Consider the following 25,818-nt stretch of genomic DNA (forward strand, 5'->3'; position numbering starts at 1 on the left):
ATTAATCTATGGTAAAATTATAGCACTAATCAGATTGGAGCAGTTTTCATGTTGAATATAAAACAACTTCAAGTATTGTTAAGTATAGAAGAAATTCAAGAAGTAGAAATTTTGGATAAGGGCTTTTCCGACGATAGTAAATATGTAGTAAAAACGAGTAGGGACAAATTTCTTTTAAGACTGACTTCAATTAAAAATAAAGCACGAATGCTTCAAATGATTTCTCTTTTAAAACAAGCAAAGGCAAATAATATCCGTACACATCAAGTTATTGATCATGGAGAATTTTCAGAAACACAATATTATCTGTTAACGACTTGGATTGAGGGTCGTGATTTAGAAGTAGTATTGCCGACCTTATCAAAAGAAAAACAATACGAAATTGGTCTTCAAGCTGGTGAGATTTTAAGACACATTCATGATTTTGAGATGAATTTATTTAGTGAAGATAGGTGGGAAAATAGGTTTAATAAAAAGATTGATAAAAAGATTAAGGCCTATGAAGAATGTGATATTAAATTTGAAAATGGCGATTTATTTATAGAAGCTGTTGAGAGTCGTCGTTATCTTTTAAAGGATTCACCTATCGTCCAACATCACGGAGACTTTCATGTTGGTAATCTGTTAATAAATGACAAAGGTCAAATATATATTATTGATTTTGACCGTCACGATACTGGTGACCCTTATGAAGAATTTAATAGAATCGTATGGTGTGCTGGGGTCAGCTCTTATTTTGCCAGTGGTCGAGTAGATGGTTATTTTAATAATAATATTCCAAGTATATTTTGGGACTTACTCATCCTTTATATTTCAAATAATACTTTATCCTCATTACCATGGGCAGTTCCATTTGGAGATAAGCAAATTGAAGTCATGAAAGTTCAGGCTAAACAGATACTAACTTGGTACGATAATTTTAATACTTATATACCCTCATGGTATATTTCATAAAAAATGCCTTGAAATCTATTGATTTCAAGGCTTTTATCTTATATTTCAACTGTTTTATCTTTAGATTTTGCTCGTCTATTCAAGGTGAATAATATTCCGACGAGCACTGCAGCAGTCGTGATGATACCTAAAATAGAGTTTTCTGTGAAACCTGTCATTAGGAACCCACTTGCTGCTGATAATGCAATAATTAATGCATACGGTAACTGCGTTCTAATGTGCTCCATGTGGTCAGCTGCTGCACCTGTTGATGACATGATACTTGTATCAGAAATCGGTGAACAGTGATCTCCAAAGAGTCCGCCAGATATTGATGCACCTATAGCGAGTGCTAAACTCATATCAAGTTCGTTTGCCATTGGAATTGCAATTGGGATCATGATGGAGAATACACCCCATGAGCTACCAGTTGCAAAGGAAATTAAGGCACCTAAAATAAAGATAACCACTGGTACAATAAATCCAGGTAAGAAACTTCCAACATAGTGTGCAAGGACTTCACCTAAGCCCATAGTTGTCGCAATCCCACCTATGGACCAAGCCATCACTAAAATTACAGGTACAATCATCACTTGCATAAAGCCATCTACCCAGTCGTTTAACAATGTTTGTAAAGACATTTTATAGCGAAGTATTGCATAAACCATTGCTCCGACACTACCTAAGAAAAAGCCAGTCGTTATTGCAAATATGATGTTTGCATTCAAGAAAGCATCTACAAAACCATTCGTAGCGATATCACCTGTCCAAAAGATTACACCAAATATTCCTGTGAAAAGTAAGAGTAAAGGAATAACGAATGAGAAGATATCTGCTGGTTGTTGATCGTCTTGGTCTTCATCTGCGTTAATCATAAGTTTGTCATTGTCACCATATAATTTCCCTGTATCAATGGCACGTTTTTCAGCCTTATACATTGGACCGATATCTAAGTTCATGTTAATAACGAACAAGACTCCGATAATCGCAAATATTCCATATAGATTAAATGGAATCATCTGTACAAATAAGGTCCATGGATTATCTGTTAAAGCTAAAGCCGTTAACTGCGTTCCGATAATTCCAGTAATAAATGGACCGTAAACACTAATCGGTGACATAGCTGCTAAGGGACTACCCATTGAGTCAATTATGTAAGCTAGTTTCACTCTAGAAATGTTTAACTTATCTGTTACTGGGCGCGTAATTGTACCTAAAATTAGTACCGGCTCTGTGTAGGAAAATAGAAAGGCGCTCCCAAATACGAAGTTCTGTCCTTTTTTACGTGTATTCACCTTTTTAGTTGTAAATTCCGCAAAGGCTTGTCCTGCCCCAGTTTTCCTCAAAATATTAATGAAACCTCCTGTAAAGACTACGAGTAGAATTAACGCAGCATTCCATGAATCCGCAATAGACGGGACCATGACATCATTAATCGTATATGTAAAACCTAAAACAGGATTCCAATTGTTAATTACTGTTGCACCAAACCATACACCTAAAAATAAAGCGACCACTGTTTGCTTCGTTAAAATCGCAATAATAATCGCTAATAAAGGTGGTAACAACGATAATAGCCCATATTCCACTTATATACACCTTCTATATTTATATTATAATTTCTAATCATACCTTAGTGTGCTAGTAATGAAAACATTAATTTTAAATTTTCACTAATCGTGACAGTGTCATCATTCATCTACCTGTATTCTTCTAAAATAATACAAAAATAGCGTGAAAATCTGAATTTCAAGATTTTCACGCTAGCCAAAATAATTCATTATGTTATTTTATTCTCCACCATTTTGTATTCCGAATTGATCTACGAGTTCTACAGTTCTTTCCTCACCTAATAAGAAATCTCCACTTAACTGATACATACTTACAATCATCTCGTTGCCTTCAACTTCATATATTGCGAAGTTCTGACTTGATGAATCACGATTGTTTGAATGTGAATCTTCAAAGGCATCAGTTTCTTGAGGTTGGCCACCAAATCCGAATAAGCTATTGTAATAGTCTACATCTTCTTCTGTCATCCAATCAAGATCTGGTCTAACTTCGTGTAAGTGATCTACACCTTTAGAATAAACATCGTCATATTCTTTAGTACCACCTGTGTTAGGTAGAACATATACCGTACCATCAGGATTTTCCATATATTCTACTCCGTTATCCCCTACAAAAGTGTTAACATCCTCAACTTCAGCATTAGAGAAGTTTTCATCACTTGGTACATGTGTTAATGAATGTGTTCTAGAGATAACATGGTCGTGTCCTTGTAGTCCTAAATCAATATCCAGTTCATCAATTAGAGCTGTTAATTCTTCTCTGACTTTCTGAACATCTTCATCTTGTAGTGAGTGATAAGACTTAGAGTAAAGTGGCTTATGATAATTAAGCACAATCCACTCCGCTCCATTGGCACGTGCTTGTTCTACATCTTCACGTAACCAAGCCATCTGTTCTTCACCGATTGCTTTACCTTCTGGATTATCTTCTGATTCTTTGTTGTCATTTGTATTTAAAGTTACAAAGTGCACGCCGTTATAGTCCATTGAATAATATGAACCGCCGTCGACTTTATCGTTCGTTACAGGAACATTAATATGTTCATTAAATTTCTCAGTAAGTGGATCGTCACCATAATTTAAGGCATACTCATCATGGTTACCTGCTGCAACCGACATCGCAGCTTGCATAAAATAAGGACGAGATTGTTCAAATAGGTCTATCCATTCATCTTCTACTTCAGCGACTTCTACAACATCACCAGTGTGAAGTACGAAGTCTGCATCACCAGCAGTTTGTAGTGCATTCATTAAAGTATTTGCCCCAAACGCCGCTTCATTTCTTACATTTTCATTCCAGAATGCATTTTGTGTATCTGTATAGTGAACAAACTTGAATGGGTCTCCAGCTTGTCCAGATGTTTTAAACGTTCCAGTTTCACTAATTTCACCAGACTCACTACCGACATAGTAATAGTAGTCTGTATTTGGCTCAAGACCTGTTGCAGTCGCTTTGTATGAGTATTCAGTCACATCTGTCAGTTCCATGTGACCATAATCTCCGTTCATCCACTCATCACCGTGAGCTTGTGCATCAGTATAATATCCTTCGATGATAGGTTCACCGTTCTCGTCTTCAACAGGTTCTACTTCTTCATCTTCTTTTACTTGAGCAAATATGTAATTTCCATTTGCATCTCGTTCACCATAGTGAGAAGTTACTTCACTTGGTGTCGCTTCAAATTCTAAAGTGTCATCAAAATTCCCTGATTTTGAAACCCAAACTTTAGCATCTTCAAATTGATCAGTTGTATACCAGTTGAATGCCATCTCTGAAGATGTATCCCCATTGAAAGTTGTAATAATACGGTTTGGTGTATTATTTACAGGTACTTCTGCAACTTCAGGTTTTCCTTCCGTTAATTCAGGTGTAAACTCAGCAGATTCTTCTGTTGATTCACTTGGTTGTCCGCCTCCGGCAGCTTGTGTACTCGGTGCGAATAACGCTGAAAAAATGAGCATAACTGTTGCTAATAAAATAGCCAATTTTAAGCTAAATTGCCTATCTCGTAAAAAACAATGTTCATAAATGATACCCTCCTGTATTTGTCTTCAATACAAGTGTAACGAAATAACATTTATGGCATTTTAACATTATGTAAAGTTGTCTTAATATGGAAAAATTAGAAACCCATCAAAGAAGATAGTAACATCTTTGATGGGTTCTTAACTTTTTAAAAGTACATCTAATTATTAATTATCGTTGTCGTTGTGACTGCCGTTGTTGCTGCAATTAGAATTGCCGCTTCAATATCTTCGATAGACTTGGAAACGAGTTTCCCATATTCATTATTCTCAACAATATCATCTAAACGTTTATTTGCTTCTTTTTTATTTTCCTTACCGAAGACTTCATTGACTAGATCACATGCTTTAATTAGAGACAATAACATTGCTATTTTAGGGTCTGGACTCATATCCTTAAATACTACATCATTGACATGATTTCTAATTTGATTCTCTGGCTTTTCATTGATTGTTGGATAGACATTAGAGGTAAATATAAATAATGAAGTTTTCTCTTCTTCTTTAAGAATTCCCTTGTCAACTAGAGATAAGTAAATAGGCGTTTTTAGCGCATCTTTATTATTCGCAAAATGACTAATCCAATGATCCATCTTTTTCTTTCTTTTAGAATCGTTGATCTCTTTAATAACTGTATCAAAATAAGATACATCTGTGAGAGAATCATCTATTACTGTTACCTTATCATCGACTAATTCTATTTTTTCTTCTAAAGCGAGTTCTGCAAGTACCGCCCCACTTAAGCCGTAATCTATGGAAGATGATATATTTGCTGTACCTTTTTCATCATCTGTACCTAAAAGAATGAGAGCTTCTGCTATAGTGAACATATCTACACCTCCAGAGTATTATTATTATTTATCATTACCATTCTTGGTGTTTAAGTAAACAATTTTAAAGTTGTTTCACATAACATACACACTTATATTGTCGTTCAATCTCGGAAAACTGCTCAATATTTTCTCCTGTATAATGCGCGAACATATACATTGGTATTAATGTATCATCTTCTGGTTTCACATTATGTGCCATATCATCATAGCTTAAGTACAAGTGATAATATTCACTTTCTTTAATATAATCATTTCTTTCAAACCATAGATGTGAATTGCCTTCTTCTCTCGTCCATGCCTCTAAGTAGTTTAAGCCAATTTTTGCAGCTTCTACGTCTGCTTGTTCCATTAAAGCTAGACCAATGCCCTGGTTTTGATAATCAGGATGTACTGCAAGATGCCAAATCATTCCACCTATGCCCTCATCGAGTGAACATATTTTTTCATCTTCAGAATCACATTCTATATCAATTAAACCCACAACTTGGTTATCCTTAATTGCGACCAATTCAATCGCCTTATTTTCATATTGTTCTTTAGATGGGTGAACATCGTCAAAGTAAGGGGTATCTAAAAAAGATAATACTCTACATCTGACCCATCCTTGTTCATCAGTCGGTTGAAATGCTCTTATTTCCATTAATTTCTTCCCCTCAATTTCAAATTTTTATTCTTATATTTTAACACACAAAAAAATAAGTCCCAGTATTACTGAGACTTACACCAAAAATGATTTTATATCATTCAATTTTGCTTTAGCATCCTTATAACCGAGCTTATAGAGCTGTTCAAGTTTTGCTTTATTACGCGTCGTACGACCGACACCTGTATCTACGCTCGGTGCAATGACTAAAACATTGCCTTTTTTCTCTTCATCAAAAATATATGCTAAACGTTCATTATAATGTTTATATCGTACTCTAATACGCTCATCAATCTTTGGGTACTTTTTATATGATATTACACTCGCTGCTCGACTCGGTTTTTTATAGTAACCTCTAGGTTTCGTCAAAACAACAATATTCTTCTCATTACCATCACTCTCTGATTTAACGAGTGGAATTGGATCTGAAATTCCGCCGTCGAACATCATTTTACCCCCGACATCTACTGGCTGTGCGAAAAATGGAATTGAACTGGAGGCTCTTAAACAACTCCCTAGAGTATCCACATCATAATCGTCTTTGTTAAAATATACAGGTTCACCTGTCTGACAATCCGTCGTTACAATAACGAATTCTTCAGGACCATCGATGATTCTTCTTATATCTAATGGATCAATATTGTTGGGAATTTCATCAAATATGAAATCCATGCCAAATAACTCACCTTTTAAAAACAAGTTCTTATACGATAAATAACGTTTATCGTTTACGAAATCAATGTTAACGCGCTTATTACGTCCACTTTGATCTGACAGATAAGAAGCAGCCATACACGCACCTGCAGATACACCGATGACATACTGGAAATTAATCTTGTCTTCTAAAAAACATTCGAGTACCCCAGCAGAATATATGCCTCGCATTGCTCCGCCTTCTAAAACTAAACCTGCTTTTGACATAACCTATTGCTCCTTGTCTTTATATCTATTTAATTACAAGGTATCATAAAATTTATTTCTTGGTCACCTATTCAGATTCATCTTCAACATATTCTAAAATATCTGCAGGTTGGCACTCCAAAGCTTTACATATCGCATCTAAGGTGGAAAAACGAATGGCTTTTACTTTTCCTGTTTTTAAGTTTGATAAGTTAACATTTGAAATTCCAACTTTTTCTGCCAGTTCACCTAAAGCCATCTTACGATCTGCAAGCATTCTATCTAATCTCACTACTATCATCTTTCACCCTCCTAGACCGTTGCATCATATTCATCTTGGAGAAAGGCGCCATATTGCATCGTTTTGGCAATAATCCAAATTAGAATACCTGCAAAAATTGTTATGAAGTTAAAGCTCACAGTACTATCAATATTTAGAAACTCTGCAACTTCAACTGGTAGTGAAGACATAGCTAAAGCGTTCGACACTAAAGTGGATGAAAAATAAGTTAATAGTGTTTCCATTAGTGATAATAATACGAAACTATAACCGATATACTCAATGTACTTGCTGTTTTTGGGAACAAGGATATCCCCTTTACGTAAATTATTCAACCATCTATTTAAGAAATAGATAATTAGAAACATCGGTACGATACTGAGTGTTGAAACAAATGCAGTAATAACAAGTAAAGTTTTGTCTAGAGTCACGGATGATAGTAAATCATCTGTAATGGCGAGTGAAAACCCTTCTCCTTCAAATGTAAAATTTGCGGGTATACTGCTCAAAATATTCATTAATGAATCGACGGGTACCATAATAAGTACGAAACTTGCGACTAAGGTTGCCAATGTTGCGATACCTACAAGTATTAATGCGATTAGCGAGATGACATACACAACAGAAACTAGTGCTTTAAAGCGCTTGTGTGAAACGATTTGATTAGTCATAATATACCTCCTGTTTTTTTGGTAACTTAAATATACAACAAAATTTAACTTAAATCAATATATTTTTAATGTTTATCATTAAATAATTAATTTTATTCGTGTTATATAATTAATTTATTGCTATGCTAAGCGTTTATTGAGAAAATAAAAGTAACATAAGTATACGCTTACAAAGGAGCTTTCATGAATAAAGAAAATATTAACCGTCTCATTTATATGTACATATTAGTATTTGTAGTTATCGTCATTGTTCAAATTATGTTTTTAGATGGTATAAACTGGGCAAGTACCATTGTCATGCCAGCCCTTGTTGCTTTACTCTCACTTGGCTTTCGTTCAAATGTGAAAAAAGATGAAGAAATTGCGCGTAAAGACGAGGCAAACTACAGAAATAAGAAAAACAAAAGGAACGAATCTTAGTATTTTTACTAAGATCCGTTCCTTTTACTATATTTTACAAATTAATTGAGGTCACTTTTGTTTCAGTGTAAGGTTCTAAACCTTCAATTGCACCTTCTCTACCGACGCCACTTTCTTTTAGGCCACCAAATGGAATATTTGCAGCACTAGGTGCACCGTTATTCCAACCGAGCACCCCGAAATCTAAGACATCTGTTAAATACACACCCGTCGCATAGTTTTCAGTGAAGTAATATGCAGCTAAACCAAATTCTGTACCATTTGCCTTGGCCACTGCCTCATCTAAGTTACTGTAGCTTTGGATCGGGGCAAGTGGTCCAAAAGTTTCCTCTTTCATACACAACATGTCATCGCTGACATTAGAAAGGACTGTGGGTTCTATGAAGTAACCTGCTTCTTTATTACCTTGTCCACCAGTTTCAACTTTCGCACCTTTACTGATCGCATCTTCTAATTGATTCATGACCTTATCATAGCCATCTTCATCAATTAAAGGCCCAATTTTTACTCCGTCTTCCATACCATTACCCATTTTTAACTCTTTAACTTTTGCTGTAAGTTTTTCTGTGTATTCTTCTAGAACATCTTCGTGAACATACAGTCTATTTGCACAGACACAAGTCTGTCCCGAGTTCCTGAATTTGGAGGCAATCGTACCTTCTACAGCTTTGTCAATATCTGCATCCTTATGAACAATTAATGGTGCATGTCCTCCTAGCTCCATCGTTACATTTTTAACAGTTACAGATGCGTCACTCATTAGTTTTTTACCTACTGCTGTTGAGCCTGTAAATGTGAGTTTCATAATCTTATCAGATTTTGTAAATATCTCACCAGCATCTTTACCAGAGGCATTGACGTACTGTATTACACCTTTGTCAAAACCTGCTTCTAATGCTAAATCAATAAATTTCATTGCGGATAATGGTGTCGCACTAGCCGGTTTTACAATAAAGGTATTTCCCGCTGCTACTGCTGGAGCCGCTTTTCTGGCCATCATTGCAACTGGGAAGTTCCATGGTGTGATTGCCGCAACGACACCAATCGGATGGCGCGTAACAACGATACGGTTGTTTTCTTTTGAAGAAGGTACTGTACGTCCATATATACGTTTAGCTTCTTCTGCGTAATATCTAATATAACTGTTTGCATAGTCGACTTCACCCAGCGCTTCAGTTAGCGGTTTTCCGCCTTCTTTCGTTACAAGTTCTGCAATTTCTTCTTTATTTTTATCAATTTTGTCAGCCCATTTAAAAAGTAAATCGGCTCTTTCATAGGCAGTGAGTTTCTTAAATGATTTAAAAGTCTCATCTGCTAAGTCTATTTTCTTTTCTATATCATCTTGACTATCTTTCTGCACTTTCCCAATTTCTTCTCTTGTTGCGGGATTAATTACAATAATTTCTTCTGACATTGTTTTTCCCTCCAAAAATAAAATCGTCCTATAAATAATTATAGGACGATTATTTTCAATTTACAAAATTTAAGATCACAGGCTCTGTTCTAAAATTGCATCTGCAATTTCATCTAAGTCTTTAACCGTGTATTGGAATCTGCCATGGAAAACATATTTCAAGAAGAATGCTTCTAGGTCTTCTTGGCCGACAATTACACGGATTGATGGATCTTCTGAGTAGTTTGTAATTGAATAGTTACCATTATCTTTAGGATTAAAATATATAATCGGTACGATATCGTATTGTAATTTCAACTTGTTTTTAAGCTTCTCTGCAGTAATCTTCGTCTCATCGATGACACCATTATAATGATTAACAGATACGTTTTTCTGATCTGCCTTTTCGAAGATTAATGTTTGTTCTCGTTTCTTATCTAGATCGAGTAAGTCGAAGAATGATTCTACATAAGGCACTGTTTCAAATTGTGCTTCATTCACACCATGTAAAATGTGTCCACTCCAATACTTAGAATCAATCAAGTAGATACCTGTACGTGTTAAAACTAAATGGTCGATTTTACGTGTATTCGTATAATTTCGTGAAGGTAGGAATACATTAGATAAGATAATCATATCGGATTCGCGGATTTTCTCATCTTTGACCAACTTATCTTTTAACTGAATCAAAGCTAAGTCTGTTAAATATTCACCTTTGTCTACTGAGAACTGATGTAAACTTGATAATTTGTTATCGAGTAAAGTCGTATCATTATAATACTTCTCATTTAAATTCGATAATTCTTTTTTGTGCTCAAGTCTTTCTGCTTCATGTTCACTTTCGTACTTCTGTACTAAAGATTCTTTTTCCTTAGCGTGATTGTTTTCAACAACTTTCACTTGATTGCGATGTTTAAAGTAATAAACTAAAAACCAGATTACTACTATAAGAAGAACGACAGCAATCGCAATAAAAATGGGATTAGTAAAGATTTCCGTGTTCATAACATTCCTACTTTCCAACAGTGCTCACCTAGCGATTTCTTAATAATTCTTTAAGCGCATCGACCTTATCTAATCTTTCCCAAGGTAAGTCAATGTCCGAACGCCCAAAATGGCCATAGCTTGCAGTCTGTTTATAAATTGGCTTTCTTAAGTTTAACATATCTATTATTCCATCTGGTGACAAATCAAACAGCGCTCTAATGACTTCAACAATTTTATTTTCATCATATTGTCCCGTTTTAAATGTATCAACAGAGATAGATACTGGTTGAGATACACCAATTGCATATGCTAATTGGATTTCACACTTATCAGCAATACCACTCGCTACAATATTTTTAGCAATATAACGGGCTGCGTAAGCTGCTGAACGGTCCACTTTTGTTGGATCCTTTCCAGAGAATGCACCACCACCATGACGTGCATATCCGCCGTAAGTATCCACTATAATTTTACGACCCGTTAAGCCAGCATCCCCTTGTGGGCCACCGATTACAAAACGACCTGTTGGATTGATGAAGTATTTAGTTTCATCATCTAAAAGATGTTCAGGTACAACTGCTTTAATCACATGCTCTAATAAATCATCATATATTTCAGAAGCAGGTATGTTCTCATGATGTTGGGTTGAGATAACAATCGTATCTACACGGAGCGGCTGACCCGCTTCATCATATTCAACTGTCACTTGGGACTTACCGTCTGGTCTTAAGTAAGAAATCGTCTTATCTTTTCTTACTTCTGTTAGACGTCTTGAAATTTTGTGAGCAAGTGCAATTGGTAAAGGCATAAACTCTTTCGTTTCGTTCGTTGCAAATCCGAACATTAGACCTTGGTCACCTGCACCAGTTGAAACCCCTTGTGATTCTCTCGTTTCAAAAGCATTGTTAACACCAACCGCGATATCTTCTGACTGTTCATCAATACCAGTTAATACTGACATCGTCTTATAATCAAAACCATACTTAGCATCCACGTAGCCTATTTCCTTAACAGTTTCACGAACTGTCTTAGGAATATCTACATAAGTCTCAGTACTGATTTCCCCTACAATTAAAGCAAGTCCTGTATTAACTACAGTTTCACATGCCACTCTCGCATATGGGTCACCTTCTAAAATCGCATCCAAAATCGCATCAGAAATCTGATCTGCAATTTTGTCTGGGTGTCCCTCTGTGACTGACTCTGATGTAAATAACTTTCTTTCTGACATTAAAATTCTCCTTTATAGCTAAATTAGCTATCTCCTAAAGCAAAAAATAAAGCCTTATTCTCCACATAAACATAGAGAAAAAGGCTCGCCCTTTTCCCTTATCGCTCAGAATTACTCTGCATTCTTTAGCACCTTTCTTGAAAAGGAGGTTGCTCTGGCTTCACAGGGTTTGATCCCTCCACCACCTCTTGATAAGAGATAACTTAGCTATATATTACAATATTGATATGTGATAATCAAGATTTAGACCAAATCAAACTAATATAATAAGTTAAATTTATTTCTTAAATTAGAAATGTGCATCATTACTTATAGATGTACTCTTATTATAGTGTTATCGTAAAAAGTAATGTGTTATACTAATTTCTAAATAATGCGTTTTAATTCAAATATTTTTGGAGGCGAATCATGGTTAATCACAAGAGTTTAATCGAGGACTTAGTCGCTAAATCCTCAACACACAAACAACTATCAAACAGTGAACTAGTAGAGGCTTCTTTACGACGTGGTGAAGCTACATTAACAAACACTGGTGCCCTGCGTGCTCAAACTGGTGAATATACAGGCCGTAGCCCTAAAGATCGTTTTGTCGTAAAAGATAGCGTATCTGAAAATAAAGTCGATTGGGGAGAAGTTAACCAACCGATTTCTGAAGAAATATTCGACAATTTGTTTGAAAAAGTGACTACATACTTAAATGAAAAAGAAGAGTTATTTGTTTTTAATGGCTATGCTGGTGCTGATCCTCAGACTCAACTAAAACTACAAGTTGTTAATGAATTTAGTTGGCACAACATGTTTGCTAAAACTATGTTTATTCGTCCTGAGACTAAGGAAGAAGCATTAGCAATCGACGCTGAATTTACAATTGTCTCTGCACCAACTTTTAAAGCAGATCCTGCTGTAGATGGTACAAAATCAGAAGTATTTGTACTCGTTTCCTTAGAGAAGAAAATTATTCTTATTGGTGGTACTGAGTACGGTGGAGAAATGAAGAAATCCATCTTCTCTATCATGAACTTCTTATTACCTGAACAAGGTGTAATGAGTATGCACTGTAGTGCAAATGTCGGTGAGAACAAGGACGTTGCACTATTCTTCGGTCTATCTGGTACAGGTAAGACGACGCTCTCTGCAGATCCTGAACGTGATTTAATCGGTGATGATGAGCACGGCTGGAATGAAGATGGTGTATTCAATATTGAAGGTGGTTGCTATGCTAAAACAATCAACCTATCAAAAGAAAAAGAGCCCGAAATTTTTGAAGCAATCAAATTTGGCTCTGTTTTAGAAAATGTTGTTATTGATGAAGAAGGTAATCCGGATTATGATGATGATGCATTAACTGAAAACACACGTGCCGCTTACCCACTTAACCATATCGATAACGCACGTATTCCATCAGTTGCAGGTCACCCGAAAACAATTGTCTTCCTAACTGCAGACGCATTTGGTGTATTACCACCTATCTCTAAGTTATCTAAAGACCAAGCAATGTATCACTTCTTGAGTGGATTTACATCGAAACTTGCAGGTACAGAACGTGGTGTCACGTCTCCACAACCAGTATTCTCAACAGGTTTCGGTTCACCGTTCCTACCATTACATGCAACAGTCTATGCAAATATGCTAGGTGACTTAATTGATAAGCATGATGTTAACGTCTACCTGGTTAACACAGGATGGACTGGCGGAGAGTACGGCGTTGGTAAACGTATGGATCTCAAACACACTCGTTCTATGGTTAGACGTGCAATCAGCGGTGAATTAGAACTTGGTGAATTTGTTAAAGATGATGTCTTCGGATTATCTATCCCTACTGCTGTCACAGGTGTTCCTGAAGAAATTTTAGCGCCTGCTAATACTTGGGAATCAAAAGATGCTTATAATGAAAAAGCAGAAGCACTTAAAGATCAATTCATTGAGAACTTCAAAAAATTCGGTGAAGAATCTGCAGAAATTGCAGCTAAAGGCGGATTTTAAACAATAATTAGATACAAAACGGACCCAACAATTATTCTTTGTTGGGTCCGTTTATTTTACTGACAACCATGTTCTCTTACTTCATTATATAGATGAAGAATACATTCATCTTTTAACAATTCGCTTTTATCTTCATCATCAATATCTTCTATTTGTGTGACTAACTTAGGTCCTAGTGTTTCCTGATAATCTTGTAGTCCATCCAAGCGTTCTATGTTACAACAGAATGCGGCTTTACTAAAGGTATCTTCACCGTCATTTACTGTGTATGTTCCAACGAAATGTAAGTTTACTACCAAACCACCTGTTTCTTCATACAGCTCTCTTTGAGCTGCTTCAACAAGTGATTCTCCTTGTTCAACTTTACCACCGGGAAATTCTAATCCTCTTTCTTTATGATGCGTCAACAGAAACTGATTATTAAGTTTAGGAATAATTAGCACATGATCTGTCTGATCGACATACTCATATTTTAAGGTAACATCGCGTCCTTTAAAGTCTTTAAATGTTTTCATTTAAACTCCTCCCCTTGCAGTCTACGTATTATCGGCCTACAATAACTGTACTACTATTAAAAGGTGATTGACTAATGAAAAAAATTCTAATCAGAGCAGTTCATTTCTATCAAAAAAATATTTCCCCCATGTCACCGCCAACTTGTCGTTTTTACCCGACTTGTTCAAATTATGCAATCGATGCTATAAATGAACATGGCGCAATCAAAGGGTCGTACTTAGCAACAAGGCGTATTCTTAAATGTCATCCCTTCCATGAAGGTGGGTTCGATCCGGTACCAGTAAATACAAAGAAGAAAAAATCTAAATCTTAGTATCATCTTTCAATACCTTTTCATCTAGGTCTAGAAACATATTTCTATTAATTGTTCTAGATATCTTTCCAGTTGATGTTAATTTAATCTCATCAACATAGTGTATTTCTCTTGGAATTTTATACTTCGCTAAATGCTCATAAAGATGATTTAATAGACGGGGCTTATCTACAGGTTCTTCTAAAAGTAAAACGGGAACCTGCCCCCACTCGTCATCATCTTTTTTAATAACCACACAGCGATTCACTTCATCAAGCATATAGACAACATCTTCTATTTCTTTCGGATAAATGTTCTCGCCACCACTAATAATTAAATCATTACGACGATCAAGAATATAAATGTATCCGTCATCGTCAATACTCGCGACGTCTCCTGTATTGAAATATCCATCTGTATGATTCATATCTGCATTTAAGTATTCTTTAACGACAGAGTCTCCTTTAATTAGGAGTTCATGGGTTGATTCATCTAGCTTGATTTTAGTCGCAGTAGTATGAATATTCCCCACTGTACCATTTAGAATGTTTTTGTCATTGGAGGATATTTGAACAATCTGAGAGCAAGTTTCAGTCATACCAAATGAATTATAGACAGGTAATCCTTGGTCGATTGCTGTTTTTAACAATTTAGGTGTTGTACTCGCCCCACCTAACAGTATGCCTTCAAGGCAGTGTTTACCTTTAAATTTTAATAAGCGTTTTAGCATCACAGGAACCATTGAAGTATGGCTAACTTTTTCATTTTCTAAGATTGACCACACAGATTCAGGGTCAAATTTATTAACTAAAATTAAAGTACTTTGACTCATTACAGTTCTAAACATAACTGACAATCCTGAAATATGAAAAATTGGATTGACCATCATCCATACACTGTCTTCATTATAATTCATTTCATTCTGGCAATTATTATGTGATGCCTGGTGATTTCCATAGGTTTGTGGGACCGCTTTTGAACGCCCTGTGGTACCTGAAGTAAACATAATGGATAATATATCATCCGCATCTGGTTGATTCACCATTGCAGTTGCTGATGGCAAGTCATACAGCTCATCAAAATGAATTATTTTAGTATCGGGTATCTCAGCTTGAATTGTCGTAATGACTGTATCAACAACGACATCATCAAGCTGTGATCTAATTTCATGACCAGTTAAACGTGTATTTAATAATACCATTTCTACACCATGTAACATTAGACCATGTATTAGAATCACTGAGTCCAAAGAGTTATCGATTAAAAGCCCGACTCTTTTTTGATTTAAAGTTTCTAGGTGAGTCGACAACTCATGTGATTTCATATATAACTGTCTGTAGTTTAAAGTCTTATCTTTATATTTAACCGCTAGCTTGTCTGGATTTTCCAACATAGCAGATTCTAGCCATTTATATGACATTTAAATCACCTCAAAAACACCCATCAGAGACGGGTGTTAGATTTTACTATAAACTTTATGGGAATTTAGGGAATTGATCGAAGTCAGGATTTCGTTTTTCTTTGAACGCATCGCGGCCTTCTTTCGCTTCATCTGTTGTGTAGTAAAGTAATGTTGCATCTCCAGCGAACTGCTGTAAACCTGCGAGTCCATCTGTGTCTGCATTCATTGCTGCTTTTAAGAAACGTAAGGCAGTTGGTGAATGTTTCATAATATCTTCACACCACTCCACTGTTTCATCTTCTAATCGTTCTAGCGGTACAACCGTATTGACTAAGCCCATATCGAGTGCTTCTTGTGCATCGTATTGACGGCATAGGTACCAGATTTCACGTGCTTTCTTATGACCGACGATTCTTGCTAAGTAGCCGGAACCATAACCAGCATCAAATGATCCTACTTTAGGTCCTGTCTGACCAAATCTTGCATTATCCGCAGCAATTGTTAAGTCACAGACCACTTGAAGTACGTTACCGCCACCAATTGACCAACCTGCAACCATGGCAATGACTGGTTTAGGAATGATACGGATAAGTCTTTGTAGGTCAAGTACATTTAGACGGGGCACTTCGTCTGTCCCAACGTAGCCACCGTGACCACGTTTCTTCTGGTCTCCACCTGAACAGAAGGCTTTGTCCCCTTCACCAGTTAAAACGATCACAGAAATTCTTTGATCGTCTCTTGCACGTGTAAAGGCATCAATCATTTGTTGCACTGTATCCGGTGTAAACGCGTTATGTACTTCCGGACGGTTTATCGTAACCTTACCAATACCGTTATAATATTCATATTTAATCTCAGTATATTCTTTAATTGTTTCCCAAACTCTAGTCATGAATTTTCCTCCTGTAAATAAGCTTTCAGTATTTTAATGAAGACATCAAATGATTCTAGATGTATATTATGTCCACAAGATTCTACTATTTCTAGTTTAGCACTTTTTATAAGCTGTGACATCGTTTTACCTATAGAGACGAACTTCTCATCCTCTTGCCCTACCATTAATAAGACCGGTTGATAGATGCTTTTTATATCATCCCAGTAGGAGTCTTGGACTCCGGTACCATACTTGAGTAGGCTATCTGCTGCTTCCGATGGATTTAGGCTTTGTCGTTCACTTTGCTGTTGATTTAAAATGTCTGGATCTATATGTTGTTGACTATTAAACAGAGGCAGTGCTTGCCAGTCCTTTAAAAACATCTGATAGTTCTCAATCATCTTATCATGTCGGTCTTTATCAATCTGTTGTCTATTCACTCTATTTGCCTCATCCTTTATACCTGCTGAGGCACTTTCTAAAATCAGGAGTTCAACACTATCAGGCTGTAAAACTGTAAAGGCAAGCGCCACTCTACCACCCATCGAATAACCAAATATGTCGACCCGATTAAGATTTAATTCGTTAATAATGTCATCCAGTCCACTTGCGATATCCTTCATAGTATAGGAAATGCCCACACTCTTTGTACCTGCGAAACCTGGTAAATCTACTAAAATAACATTTCTAATATCACTTAAGGATTCAGCAATCTTTTTCATACTATTACTTGTCGATAAAAACCCATGTAATAAAATAATCGTTTGACTCTGATTATGATCTAAATACTCATAATTAAGCTTCAAAATCTGTCACCAACTGCTTTATTTCAGCTTTAAGACGATTGTGACTATCTAGGTTATATTGACGATCTGTCATGATTTCTATCAACTGACGACCGTCCCTGTTTAGCATGTCACTAGACAGTGCTTCAATAGAATTTATTCGATTATATTCGTAATCATATAATTTAGCAGCATGTTCAAAATTTAAATCTAATGGTGTTCCAAATAATCTCTCAAAGTGTGGCTTATGACTATACTGCGGTAAATACGAGAATATATTACCACCATTGTTATTAAAAACAATAATTGTAAAATCAATATTTTCTAATTTAGCCATCAATAAACTATTCAAGTCATGGTTCATAGATACATCACCAATGAGCATAGTCACTTTTTCTTTTGTAGCCAAACCTAAGGCAGTTGAAATCACACCATCGATACCATTCGCACCTCGGTTAGAAAAAACATCATGCTTAACAGGCGTGTCATAGCGCTCAAAATCTCGAATCGGCATACTGCTAGATAAGAAGAATGTTCTTTCTTCATTCGTGCCTTGAATTATATCATAGACATATCGACCTTCATCATCGTATTGATTGATGTGCTTATCTACACACTGACTAATTTCATTAGATAAGGCTTCAAACTGCTTGCTTAAATCAGCTTGATTTGTTGGCTCTACTAACCTTGGTAAAATTTCACAAACCGTTCCATAATAAGTGACATCTGGTGTCTTAGGAAACGGTTTAATATCTTGAAATTCACTGATGAGGAATTGTGGGAGTGATGTCCATTTTAAAAAATTATTTGTTAATTTAGATGTTACCGGTTCACCAATTCTAATAATAAAATCCGCTGATTCATCAATGTATGCCTTAAAGGACTCCGTTAAATGTGAAAAGATCATATCGTGGTTGACTATTGTCTTATCAAGTTTTGTTCTTATATTTTGTCTAGGATCACAGATTACAGTTAAATTTTTTGAATTTAGTAGCGGTAATAATTCAGTCAAATCCTCTGCAGTTTCTCCTATCAACACAAGTCCTTGACCATTTAATCGTTCAATATTCCTAGGAACGGTTAACGGTGCACTTATATCCTTTTGTTTTCTATGAAAATGCACCAACTGCTCGACGTCAGGCATAATAGGTTCTCTAATTGGAATATTAAAGTGTACTGGTCCCATGTTTACACCAGTAAAGTACTGACTCGCTTGTAGCACCTTGTCTTCAATCAAACTAAGCGCAGAATCATGATCATCTGCAACTGGTAATTCAGTTTGGTAGCGAACAAAATTACTAAACATACCATTTTGATTAATCGCTTGAGGCGCCCCTACATTTTTAAGTTCAGCTGGACGATCTGAAGTAATCACAATCAATGGTATGTGGCTGAGTCCCGCTTCACTGACTGCTGGTGTATAGTTCGCAGCTGCCGTACCTGATGTACATAAGATGCCAACAGGTTGTCTTTTTTTCTTAGATAAGCCAATGGCAAAATATGCGGCACCACGCTCGTCAGGGTGAATGTAAGTTTTAATATGTTCATGTAATTCACAAGCAATAGCCAGGGGCGTTGATCTCGACCCAGGGCTAATTACAATTTCAGACATGCCATATTCATATAAGGCATCAATATAATTAAACGTTTGCGCTGTTAGTGCGTTTGTATAAGTCATTAGTAGTCGCCTCCAGGACGTTTAACATCGGTGTGAACTTGATTTCCGTTTCTTGAAATTCAGCTTCTGCATCAGAACCTTTAACGATTCCACATCCTGCAAACAAGGTTGCACTACTCGCTGAAATCAACATAGATCTTAAGCCTACGGCAAATTCACATTCCTTATCTTGATGAATGAGGCCAAGTGGGGCTGCGTATAAACCTCTTGTACCGTATTCATTTTCCTTGATATATTCTCTTGCTTTCTCTTTTGGTAGTCCACCGACTGCTGGTGTTGGATGAATTTGTTTTAATATTTTAAATTCATCAGCTTCACTATTCAACATCGCCTGAATCGGTGTATACAAATGATAAATATATTTATTTTCTAATAGCTGTGGTTTCTTAGTATAGTTTAAACCATCAGAAAATGGTGCAATATCATTGATGATAGACTCTCTAACAACTTTGTGTTCAAAAAGATTTTTCTCATCTTGTAATAAGAAGTCCTTGTGTTCATCGTTTTCGTCAGGATCAACGAGTCTTTCTATAGAACCAGCAATCGCATTTGTACTTAATTCTTCACCATAAATTGAAAACAATTTTTCAGGTGTCTTAGATACAAAGGTCGACTTCCCTTTTTCATAATATATCGTGTACGTATCTGCCTCGTCTTTTAAACGCCTTATTAAATACAAGCGTTTTGCTTTAGACTCAAATCTGATTAATTTTTGCCTAGCAAGCACGACTTTTTTAAAGTCACCATCCAGTTTTTCAATTGCCTCATCAACTAATTCCTTCCACTCTTTAGGGAAGATGTCTCTCATACTTTTAACTACTGGCTTATCCTTATCCACTAACTCAATCGCTTCTATAGAAGATAAGACTTCATCTATTTCTTCAATTAACTCATTTAAATTAGCCGTAGATTTTAAGCGTGTTAAAAATAATTCTTGATTTTTTAAATCAAATTGCCATTCTGGTAAATGGAATTCGACCATTCTAAACTCATTCCACTCATCCGTAGTATCCTTATCATCAAACAGTGTGCCACCAAACAAGTTCAATTTTGATTTTAAGTAATCTGCAAGTGGTTCCATTTGAATATTTGAAAATAATTTTTGTTTACTTTCCTGTAGAGCAATTGGATTAAATCGATCTCTCCAGATACTATCTATATAATTAATGCCAATCGTATTATATGTATTATCTTTTGACCTAAACCAATAGCGTGAGCCCTTGGATTCCTTGAAATAAGTAAAAATTTGCTCTTCGTCGATTTGATATTCATTTATAGGGAGATGCAAAGTTAAATACTGACGATCAGAATCCAAAGTGATCTGCTCTATAAAAGTTTTAGACGATTCTAATTTCATGAGTCACACTACCTTCAATATAATTAGTTTCATTTTATCATTTTTTAACGACTGTGTGTATGGACAAGACTTAAATATGATAAAATTAAGCACATCATGTTTTAAAGGAGAAAGTCATGCAAGAAGCTACTGTTCATACAGGAATTAAAAAATATTTAATGCTAACGCGACCTCATACATTAACAGCAAGTTTTGTTCCGGTCTTTATTGGTACGGCGAGTGTCATGTTGTTCAGTGATATTCGCTGGACCATGTTCTTTCTCATGTTAATTGCAACTTTGTTAATTCAGTCTGCAACGAATATGTTCAACGAGTACTACGACTTTAAACGTGGTCTCGATTCCCATGAGTCTGTTGGTATTGCTGGTGCCATTGTCAGAAATGGCATGAGCCCGAAGCTTGTCTTGTCTATTGCGATTAGCTTTTATGTAATCGCTGGGATACTAGGCATAATCATCACGATTAATTCTTCCTTTTGGATTCTCTTAGTTGGTGCGATTTCTATGGCGATCGGTTACCTCTATACAGGCGGGCCTATTCCAATATCTTGGACGCCTTTCGGTGAAATATTTGCCGGATTTTTCATGGGAACAGTTATCATAATGATTACCTTTTATATCCATACTGGTACACTTCATGTCTTCCCACTACTGATGTCAATACCATCAGCAATCACTATCGGTCTTTTGAATATGGCGAATAATATTCGGGACCGTAAGAAAGATAAGGAGAGCGGACGAAAAACATATGTGATATTAGTCGGTAAACCATTTGCTGTAGCGACTGCAGCCGTGTTGTTACTATTTTCATACTTATTCTTAATTTATATGGCATTTTTCACAGATATGGGGTCAGTATTTCTACTCATTCCTCTTCTATCAATTCCCTTAGCCATAAAAACAATTATGCTGATGAAAAAAGGGAATACCCCTGTCGAATTGATTCCAGCAATGGCTTCAATGGGTAAATTAAACACAGTGATGGGGCTACTTATGACAATAGGCCTTATCATTTATGGCTTAACTGGAATATAATTTCAATTAGAAATTGTATTTAACAAAAAATTCTATATAATTGAAGTTGAGTAATCAAACTTAGGGGGATTTATAATGGACTTTAAAAAACCATTTATTATGGGAGGTATGGCGTTAACACTAGCACTTGCTGCATGTGGTAATGCTACTGAAGAAGATCAAGCGGACAACGAAGGCACAGAAGAAGCGAGCGAAGATTCACTTTCGTATTCAGGGGCAAATGGTGACTACACTTTCAACAACTTTACAGTCGTTGAAGTACCATCAACAGACGAAGAAGGTAATGAAACGTCTGTACCTGCAGTTGCCGTCGAATTTGATTTTGAAAATACAACCGATAATGCTGTAACACCTTCTGAATCATTCAGTTTAGACTTAGCTGTTAGGCAACTTAGTGATGCAGGTGAAGCACCGACAGATAACTTAACAATGGATTTAGAAGATGGCAGCGAGTTCGATGAAGGTAAGGCAGCAAGTTCAGAATTAGTGGATGCAGGGGAATCTTCGACTGCTGTTGTTGTATATGGACCACTCGATCCCGAGATGGACACTCACCTTCAGGCTAGAGAAAACCCGTTAGAGGAAACAGAAGAACTTGACGAAACGCTAGAACTTGACTTCTCTGCAGTAGATTCTGCTGAATCAGAAGAGTCTGGTGAAGATTCTGAAGAATAGTCTTCTACTTATAAGCCAAAAGGTCAATGTGATATCACATTGACCTTTTTTTATGACATTATTTGGTTTTGGTTAAAATGAATTTCGTTCCTTCAGCTTCATATGTGAGTTCTCCACCTTCCATATCTAGGCGAACTGACATTACTGTGTGGGGTTTATTATTAAAGTCTCGATAATTTATTCTAATGCGAGAATTGAGTGTTTGGTCAGGTTGCATATAAAATTTTATGATGACAACATCATTCTCATCTTCTTCTTTGATGTAATGATATTTAGTCGTAAAATCATAACCTTTTACATAGACCTTACTAATTTGAAATGGGTTATCACTCTTATTTTCTACGCGAAACATCATATATCTACCGCGGTCATCCGTTCGCCAACCCACTTCATCAATCATTAATTTCGGTTGTGTCGTCATCACTTCAGAACGTTTTCTTGCTGTATATGCACCTAAGGCCACAATTAGGGCAATAAACAAGCCGACGATAACAATTACATCTAACCATACTGATAAGGGATCCATTTATTCTCAACTTCTTTCTATAGTTCCTTTACATTATTTTACCATTAAATTTATGTTATCTAAATAAATATGATACATTGAAGATGATAACGAAGGAGAGATAAATATGATTCAGGTACTGATAGCAATTGGTATTGCCTTTTTTGCCTTCTTAATTCTTGCCATTGCCCTCTTTATATCTACCAACAACAAAAATTCTAAATAAACACTTGACCTTGACGTTACGTCAACTCTTATTATGAGAAATGTCAGGAGGGATGATATGGAATATACAGTCAGTCAGCTCGCAAAATTATCAGGCGTTTCTAGTCGTACATTGAGATATTACGACCAGATTGACTTACTCAAGCCAGCTAAAATCTCAACATCAGGTTATCGAATTTATGGTAAAAAAGAAGTCGATTTGCTGCAGCAGATTCTTTTTTATCGAGAATTGGATGTTGGCTTAAAAGAAATCAAACAGATGATTAATGATAGTGATTTTGAAGCGCTTAACACTTTAAATGCGCACTATAAAGCATTGACTGACGAACGTACCCGCCTCGACGAAATAATCAAAACCGTGGAAAAGACGATTTTGAATCATAAAGGAGAGATCGATATGTCAGATCAAGAAAAATTTGAAGGGTTTAAAAAAGATTTAATCAATAAAAACGAAGCAGAATTCGGCATTGAGATTAGAGCAAAATATGGTGATACAACCATAGACGAAAGCAATGCAAAATTAATGGGCATGAGTGAAGATGATTACGAAGCGTTCAGAAATCTAGAACAAGAAATTATCGAGTTGTTAAAAACAGCAATACAAACTAATGATCCAGCTTCTGAAGCTGCCAAACTACTCGCGAGTAAACATAAGGAGTGGCTAAGCTTCAGCTGGCCTTCTTATTCTAAAGAAGCGCATAGAGGCTTGGTGGAAATGTACGTTCAAGACGAACGATTCAAGCACTATTATAATCAACATGTAGATCAGGGTGCTGAATTTTTAAGAGACGCAGTGCTTGAGTATACAAAATAAGTGTGAAAAATTGATTAAACTTATATAATCCAAAAATGCATGCTTCATGGCATGCATTTTTTACTTGCTAGGCAACTCTTGCTTTTGTATGTCAGCAAGGTCTAAAAATAATTGCTTAAGCGATTCATTATCAGTTTTCTCAGCATAGTTATTAAGCAATCTAATATTTACCTCTGCATCTGTCAGTTGACCTAAATCATCCTGAATATCTTCTGCCTTTGATGCAATCTTCTTGTGCGTCACAGACGATAATTTACCTAAATCCTCAGCAGGATAGCGTAATTTTTTTGCTTCTTTTCTTAATTCATGTACGCCTTCATAGTCTTCTAAATCTAAATGCTCAAAGTTTTCCAGCAACTTTTCTTCTTTCTTTTGCAATTGCTTCTTAATGTCCTTATCTAGTTTTTTTGGCTTTTTAAAAGATAATTGCTCAATGGCTTTTGTTGCATCGTCTATTGCTGTTGTTGAGGTTAAAGTATTCGTTTTATTAAATGTGCGGTTCATTTCACGGCGACGTTCTTTAGTAAAATGATTAAATAATTCTTTGTATTCATTACTTAACTCTGGTTCTTTAGTCGCAACAACTGTACACCAATCATTTAATACATCAATTTCCCTAACTGGTCCATAGATAGAAGCAAAGTCTTTCAATGAATTATTAACATGATCATAGTCCGCTTCATCCATAGAATTTTTTAAAAAGTTAAACATACTTCTCAGTTTCCTACTATTTGTGCGTATTTCATGCGCATAGTCTGGATTAAAAGGATTATTTCTAAAATTAGTATACGCCTTATGCAAAACTTTCAGTCTCTTATACATTACTTTTCTAGCTTCTTCCATATTTCATCGCCCTCACTATTAGTGAAATTTTATAATATATACCCCCACTACTGGTAATTTATGCTTCTGAAATAATATCCATCATTAATTCTTTACAGCTGCTCTTATATAAGCCACCAAATTTCGCAAGATGTACAAAAATTAAATAGAATTTATAAAACCTAATCCGCTTCCATGCATCAGCTTCTAATGGATAAGCCTCATCATAAGCATCATAGAAGTCGCCACTGAATCCACCAAAAACAGTTGTCGCACCTAAATCAAACTCACGGTCTCCATAGAATGGGGACGGATCAAATAAGACAGGTGTCCCATCACGTTCAAACATGTAATTTCCTGCCCACAAATCACCATGTAAGAATGACGGTTTGCTATTATGGTTTTCTAACGTTTTTACGATGACCTGGCGTGTTTTATCGTATAGATCTAGGTCATCCTTATTCCAGTAACCTCTTTCTAAGACTATATCTCGAATTACATCGAGTCGTCGTTCCACAAATAGTTCTATCCAAGAATCCGTCCATGCATTATCAAAGGTCATATCCCCACCTTCATGTGGAAAATCATAACCAAATTGACCATTTTCATTATGTTCTAAATGTAATTTAGCCACCATATGACCTAAATCAGCTTGACTACCACTGCCCTCATCAATAAATGAAAGCAGTAAATATGCATCACCATCGATTTCCCCACTACTGATTACTTTTGGTGCATTGACACCAATCTCAGCAAACTTTTTAAGACCCGCTGCTTCAGATAAATAAAATGCCTCAGTACGGTTCGGCTGTACCAAGAGAAAATATTCTTTAGATTTAGTTTCTACTTTATATGCATCATTAACGTCCCCACCAGCAACAGGGCTAATAGAAACAATATCGGAAATTGGTAAATTATTATGCCATTTTTGATTCAAGACCATCACTCACTTTCAACAATCTCATACAA

The 25,818-nt window shown here is 35.9% G+C and carries 26 protein-coding genes and 1 riboswitch; of the genes, 7 read left to right on the forward strand and 19 right to left on the reverse strand.

All coding sequences use genetic code 11. The annotated features are described in order from the left end of the window. Positions 1 to 48 precede the first annotated feature (48 nt). Entirely contained in the window at positions 49 to 954 is a 906-nt protein-coding gene (locus EYB29_RS05735) for an aminoglycoside phosphotransferase family protein (RefSeq protein ID WP_051220490.1), read from the forward strand. A gap of 38 nt (positions 955 to 992) precedes the next feature. Here EYB29_RS05735 and EYB29_RS05740 read toward each other — a convergent pair whose 3' ends face one another. The 7 genes from EYB29_RS05740 to EYB29_RS05770 form a co-directional block, all read right to left on the reverse strand. Continuing rightward, positions 993 to 2,522, reverse strand: coding sequence for a Na+/H+ antiporter NhaC family protein (locus tag EYB29_RS05740; protein WP_026866670.1), 1,530 nt, complete (start codon positions 2,520 to 2,522; stop codon positions 993 to 995). Between the two features lie 201 nt (positions 2,523 to 2,723). Then, a complete protein-coding gene (locus tag EYB29_RS05745; RefSeq protein ID WP_051220493.1) occupies positions 2,724 to 4,466 on the reverse strand; it encodes a purple acid phosphatase family protein in 1,743 nt (580 codons plus the stop codon). 224 nt (positions 4,467 to 4,690) lie between these two features. Beyond that, a complete protein-coding gene (locus EYB29_RS05750; RefSeq protein ID WP_026866668.1) occupies positions 4,691 to 5,359 on the reverse strand; it encodes a GOLPH3/VPS74 family protein in 669 nt (222 codons plus the stop codon). A gap of 64 nt (positions 5,360 to 5,423) precedes the next feature. Beyond that, entirely contained in the window at positions 5,424 to 6,002 is a 579-nt protein-coding gene (locus EYB29_RS05755; protein ID WP_026866667.1) for a GNAT family N-acetyltransferase, read from the reverse strand. A gap of 78 nt (positions 6,003 to 6,080) precedes the next feature. Continuing rightward, complete coding sequence (locus tag EYB29_RS05760; protein WP_026866666.1) at positions 6,081 to 6,926, reverse strand: patatin-like phospholipase family protein; 846 nt, start codon at positions 6,924 to 6,926, stop codon at positions 6,081 to 6,083. 67 nt (positions 6,927 to 6,993) lie between these two features. Continuing rightward, entirely contained in the window at positions 6,994 to 7,206 is a 213-nt protein-coding gene (locus EYB29_RS05765; protein WP_026866665.1) for a helix-turn-helix domain-containing protein, read from the reverse strand. A gap of 11 nt (positions 7,207 to 7,217) precedes the next feature. Next, positions 7,218 to 7,856: a DUF2975 domain-containing protein gene (locus tag EYB29_RS05770; RefSeq protein WP_026866664.1), complete on the reverse strand. Its 639-nt coding sequence runs from the start codon at positions 7,854 to 7,856 to the stop codon at positions 7,218 to 7,220. A gap of 183 nt (positions 7,857 to 8,039) precedes the next feature. Between EYB29_RS05770 and EYB29_RS05775 the strand changes: the two genes are divergently transcribed. Then, positions 8,040 to 8,276 (forward strand): hypothetical protein, encoded by a 237-nt coding sequence (locus tag EYB29_RS05775; protein ID WP_026866663.1) that lies wholly within the window; start codon positions 8,040 to 8,042, stop codon positions 8,274 to 8,276. 34 nt (positions 8,277 to 8,310) lie between these two features. On the opposite strand, the gene EYB29_RS05780 is transcribed toward EYB29_RS05775, so the two are convergent. From EYB29_RS05780 to metK, 3 genes are all read right to left on the reverse strand, one after another. Further along, positions 8,311 to 9,690 carry an NAD-dependent succinate-semialdehyde dehydrogenase gene (locus tag EYB29_RS05780; RefSeq protein ID WP_026866662.1) on the reverse strand — a complete coding sequence of 460 codons (1,380 nt, stop codon included), beginning with the start codon at positions 9,688 to 9,690 and terminating at the stop codon, positions 8,311 to 8,313. 75 nt (positions 9,691 to 9,765) lie between these two features. After that, complete coding sequence (locus tag EYB29_RS05785; protein ID WP_026866661.1) at positions 9,766 to 10,674, reverse strand: nuclease-related domain-containing protein; 909 nt, start codon at positions 10,672 to 10,674, stop codon at positions 9,766 to 9,768. Between the two features lie 28 nt (positions 10,675 to 10,702). Then, positions 10,703 to 11,887: a methionine adenosyltransferase gene (metK, locus tag EYB29_RS05790; protein ID WP_026866660.1), complete on the reverse strand. Its 1,185-nt coding sequence runs from the start codon at positions 11,885 to 11,887 to the stop codon at positions 10,703 to 10,705. A gap of 95 nt (positions 11,888 to 11,982) precedes the next feature. Next, positions 11,983 to 12,085, reverse strand: a riboswitch (SAM riboswitch). Between the two features lie 210 nt (positions 12,086 to 12,295). Between metK and pckA the strand changes: the two genes are divergently transcribed. Then, on the forward strand, positions 12,296 to 13,870 hold the full coding sequence (gene pckA / locus EYB29_RS05795) for a phosphoenolpyruvate carboxykinase (ATP) (RefSeq protein ID WP_026866659.1): 1,575 nt from the start codon (positions 12,296 to 12,298) through the stop codon (positions 13,868 to 13,870). 56 nt (positions 13,871 to 13,926) lie between these two features. On the opposite strand, the gene ytkD is transcribed toward pckA, so the two are convergent. Then, positions 13,927 to 14,385 (reverse strand): RNA deprotection pyrophosphohydrolase, encoded by a 459-nt coding sequence (gene ytkD, locus EYB29_RS05800; protein WP_026866658.1) that lies wholly within the window; start codon positions 14,383 to 14,385, stop codon positions 13,927 to 13,929. A 74-nt stretch (positions 14,386 to 14,459) separates the two neighbouring features. Between ytkD and yidD the strand changes: the two genes are divergently transcribed. Then, positions 14,460 to 14,699 (forward strand): membrane protein insertion efficiency factor YidD, encoded by a 240-nt coding sequence (gene yidD, locus EYB29_RS05805; RefSeq protein ID WP_026866657.1) that lies wholly within the window; start codon positions 14,460 to 14,462, stop codon positions 14,697 to 14,699. On the opposite strand, the gene menE is transcribed toward yidD, so the two are convergent. The 5 genes from menE to EYB29_RS05830 are packed head-to-tail and all read right to left on the reverse strand — an operon-like array spanning position 14,689 to position 20,774. After that, on the reverse strand, positions 14,689 to 16,098 hold the full coding sequence (gene menE, locus EYB29_RS05810; protein WP_026866656.1) for an o-succinylbenzoate--CoA ligase: 1,410 nt from the start codon (positions 16,096 to 16,098) through the stop codon (positions 14,689 to 14,691). The genes yidD and menE overlap by 11 nt on opposite strands. 55 nt (positions 16,099 to 16,153) lie before the next feature. Beyond that, a complete protein-coding gene (menB, locus tag EYB29_RS05815) occupies positions 16,154 to 16,972 on the reverse strand; it encodes a 1,4-dihydroxy-2-naphthoyl-CoA synthase (RefSeq protein WP_026866655.1) in 819 nt (272 codons plus the stop codon). Next, a complete protein-coding gene (gene menH / locus EYB29_RS05820) occupies positions 16,969 to 17,760 on the reverse strand; it encodes a 2-succinyl-6-hydroxy-2,4-cyclohexadiene-1-carboxylate synthase (protein ID WP_026866654.1) in 792 nt (263 codons plus the stop codon). Before menH ends, menB begins: the two co-directional genes overlap by 4 nt. Continuing rightward, on the reverse strand, positions 17,750 to 19,417 hold the full coding sequence (gene menD / locus EYB29_RS05825) for a 2-succinyl-5-enolpyruvyl-6-hydroxy-3-cyclohexene-1-carboxylic-acid synthase (protein WP_026866653.1): 1,668 nt from the start codon (positions 19,415 to 19,417) through the stop codon (positions 17,750 to 17,752). The genes menH and menD overlap by 11 nt, the downstream gene beginning before the upstream one ends. Continuing rightward, entirely contained in the window at positions 19,380 to 20,774 is a 1,395-nt protein-coding gene (locus EYB29_RS05830) for an isochorismate synthase (RefSeq protein WP_026866652.1), read from the reverse strand. Before EYB29_RS05830 ends, menD begins: the two co-directional genes overlap by 38 nt. Before the next feature lie 116 nt (positions 20,775 to 20,890). Between EYB29_RS05830 and EYB29_RS05835 the strand changes: the two genes are divergently transcribed. Both EYB29_RS05835 and EYB29_RS05840 read left to right on the forward strand, forming a co-directional pair. Next, the gene (locus EYB29_RS05835) at positions 20,891 to 21,808 is read left to right on the forward strand and encodes a 1,4-dihydroxy-2-naphthoate polyprenyltransferase (RefSeq protein ID WP_026866651.1); all 918 of its coding nucleotides are present in this window, start codon (positions 20,891 to 20,893) and stop codon (positions 21,806 to 21,808) included. Between the two features lie 75 nt (positions 21,809 to 21,883). Continuing rightward, positions 21,884 to 22,483, forward strand: a complete 600-nt coding sequence (locus EYB29_RS05840) for a hypothetical protein (protein WP_026866650.1) — start codon at positions 21,884 to 21,886, stop codon at positions 22,481 to 22,483. Positions 22,484 to 22,541: 58 nt separating this feature from the next. Here EYB29_RS05840 and EYB29_RS05845 read toward each other — a convergent pair whose 3' ends face one another. After that, positions 22,542 to 23,009 (reverse strand): hypothetical protein, encoded by a 468-nt coding sequence (locus tag EYB29_RS05845; RefSeq protein ID WP_026866649.1) that lies wholly within the window; start codon positions 23,007 to 23,009, stop codon positions 22,542 to 22,544. 262 nt (positions 23,010 to 23,271) lie between these two features. Here EYB29_RS05845 and EYB29_RS05850 point away from each other — a divergent pair, with 262 nt between their 5' ends. After that, complete coding sequence (locus EYB29_RS05850; protein ID WP_026866648.1) at positions 23,272 to 24,027, forward strand: MerR family transcriptional regulator; 756 nt, start codon at positions 23,272 to 23,274, stop codon at positions 24,025 to 24,027. Between the two features lie 60 nt (positions 24,028 to 24,087). Here EYB29_RS05850 and EYB29_RS05855 read toward each other — a convergent pair whose 3' ends face one another. Then, on the reverse strand, positions 24,088 to 24,849 hold the full coding sequence (locus EYB29_RS05855; RefSeq protein ID WP_166626815.1) for a CHAD domain-containing protein: 762 nt from the start codon (positions 24,847 to 24,849) through the stop codon (positions 24,088 to 24,090). Positions 24,850 to 24,928: 79 nt separating this feature from the next. Continuing rightward, positions 24,929 to 25,786, reverse strand: coding sequence for a fructosamine kinase family protein (locus EYB29_RS05860; RefSeq protein WP_026866646.1), 858 nt, complete (start codon positions 25,784 to 25,786; stop codon positions 24,929 to 24,931). Between the last annotated feature and the right edge of the window lie 32 nt (positions 25,787 to 25,818).

Source organism: Jeotgalicoccus sp. S0W5, from assembly GCF_011634875.1.
GTDB lineage: Bacteria > Bacillota > Bacilli > Staphylococcales > Salinicoccaceae > Jeotgalicoccus > Jeotgalicoccus marinus.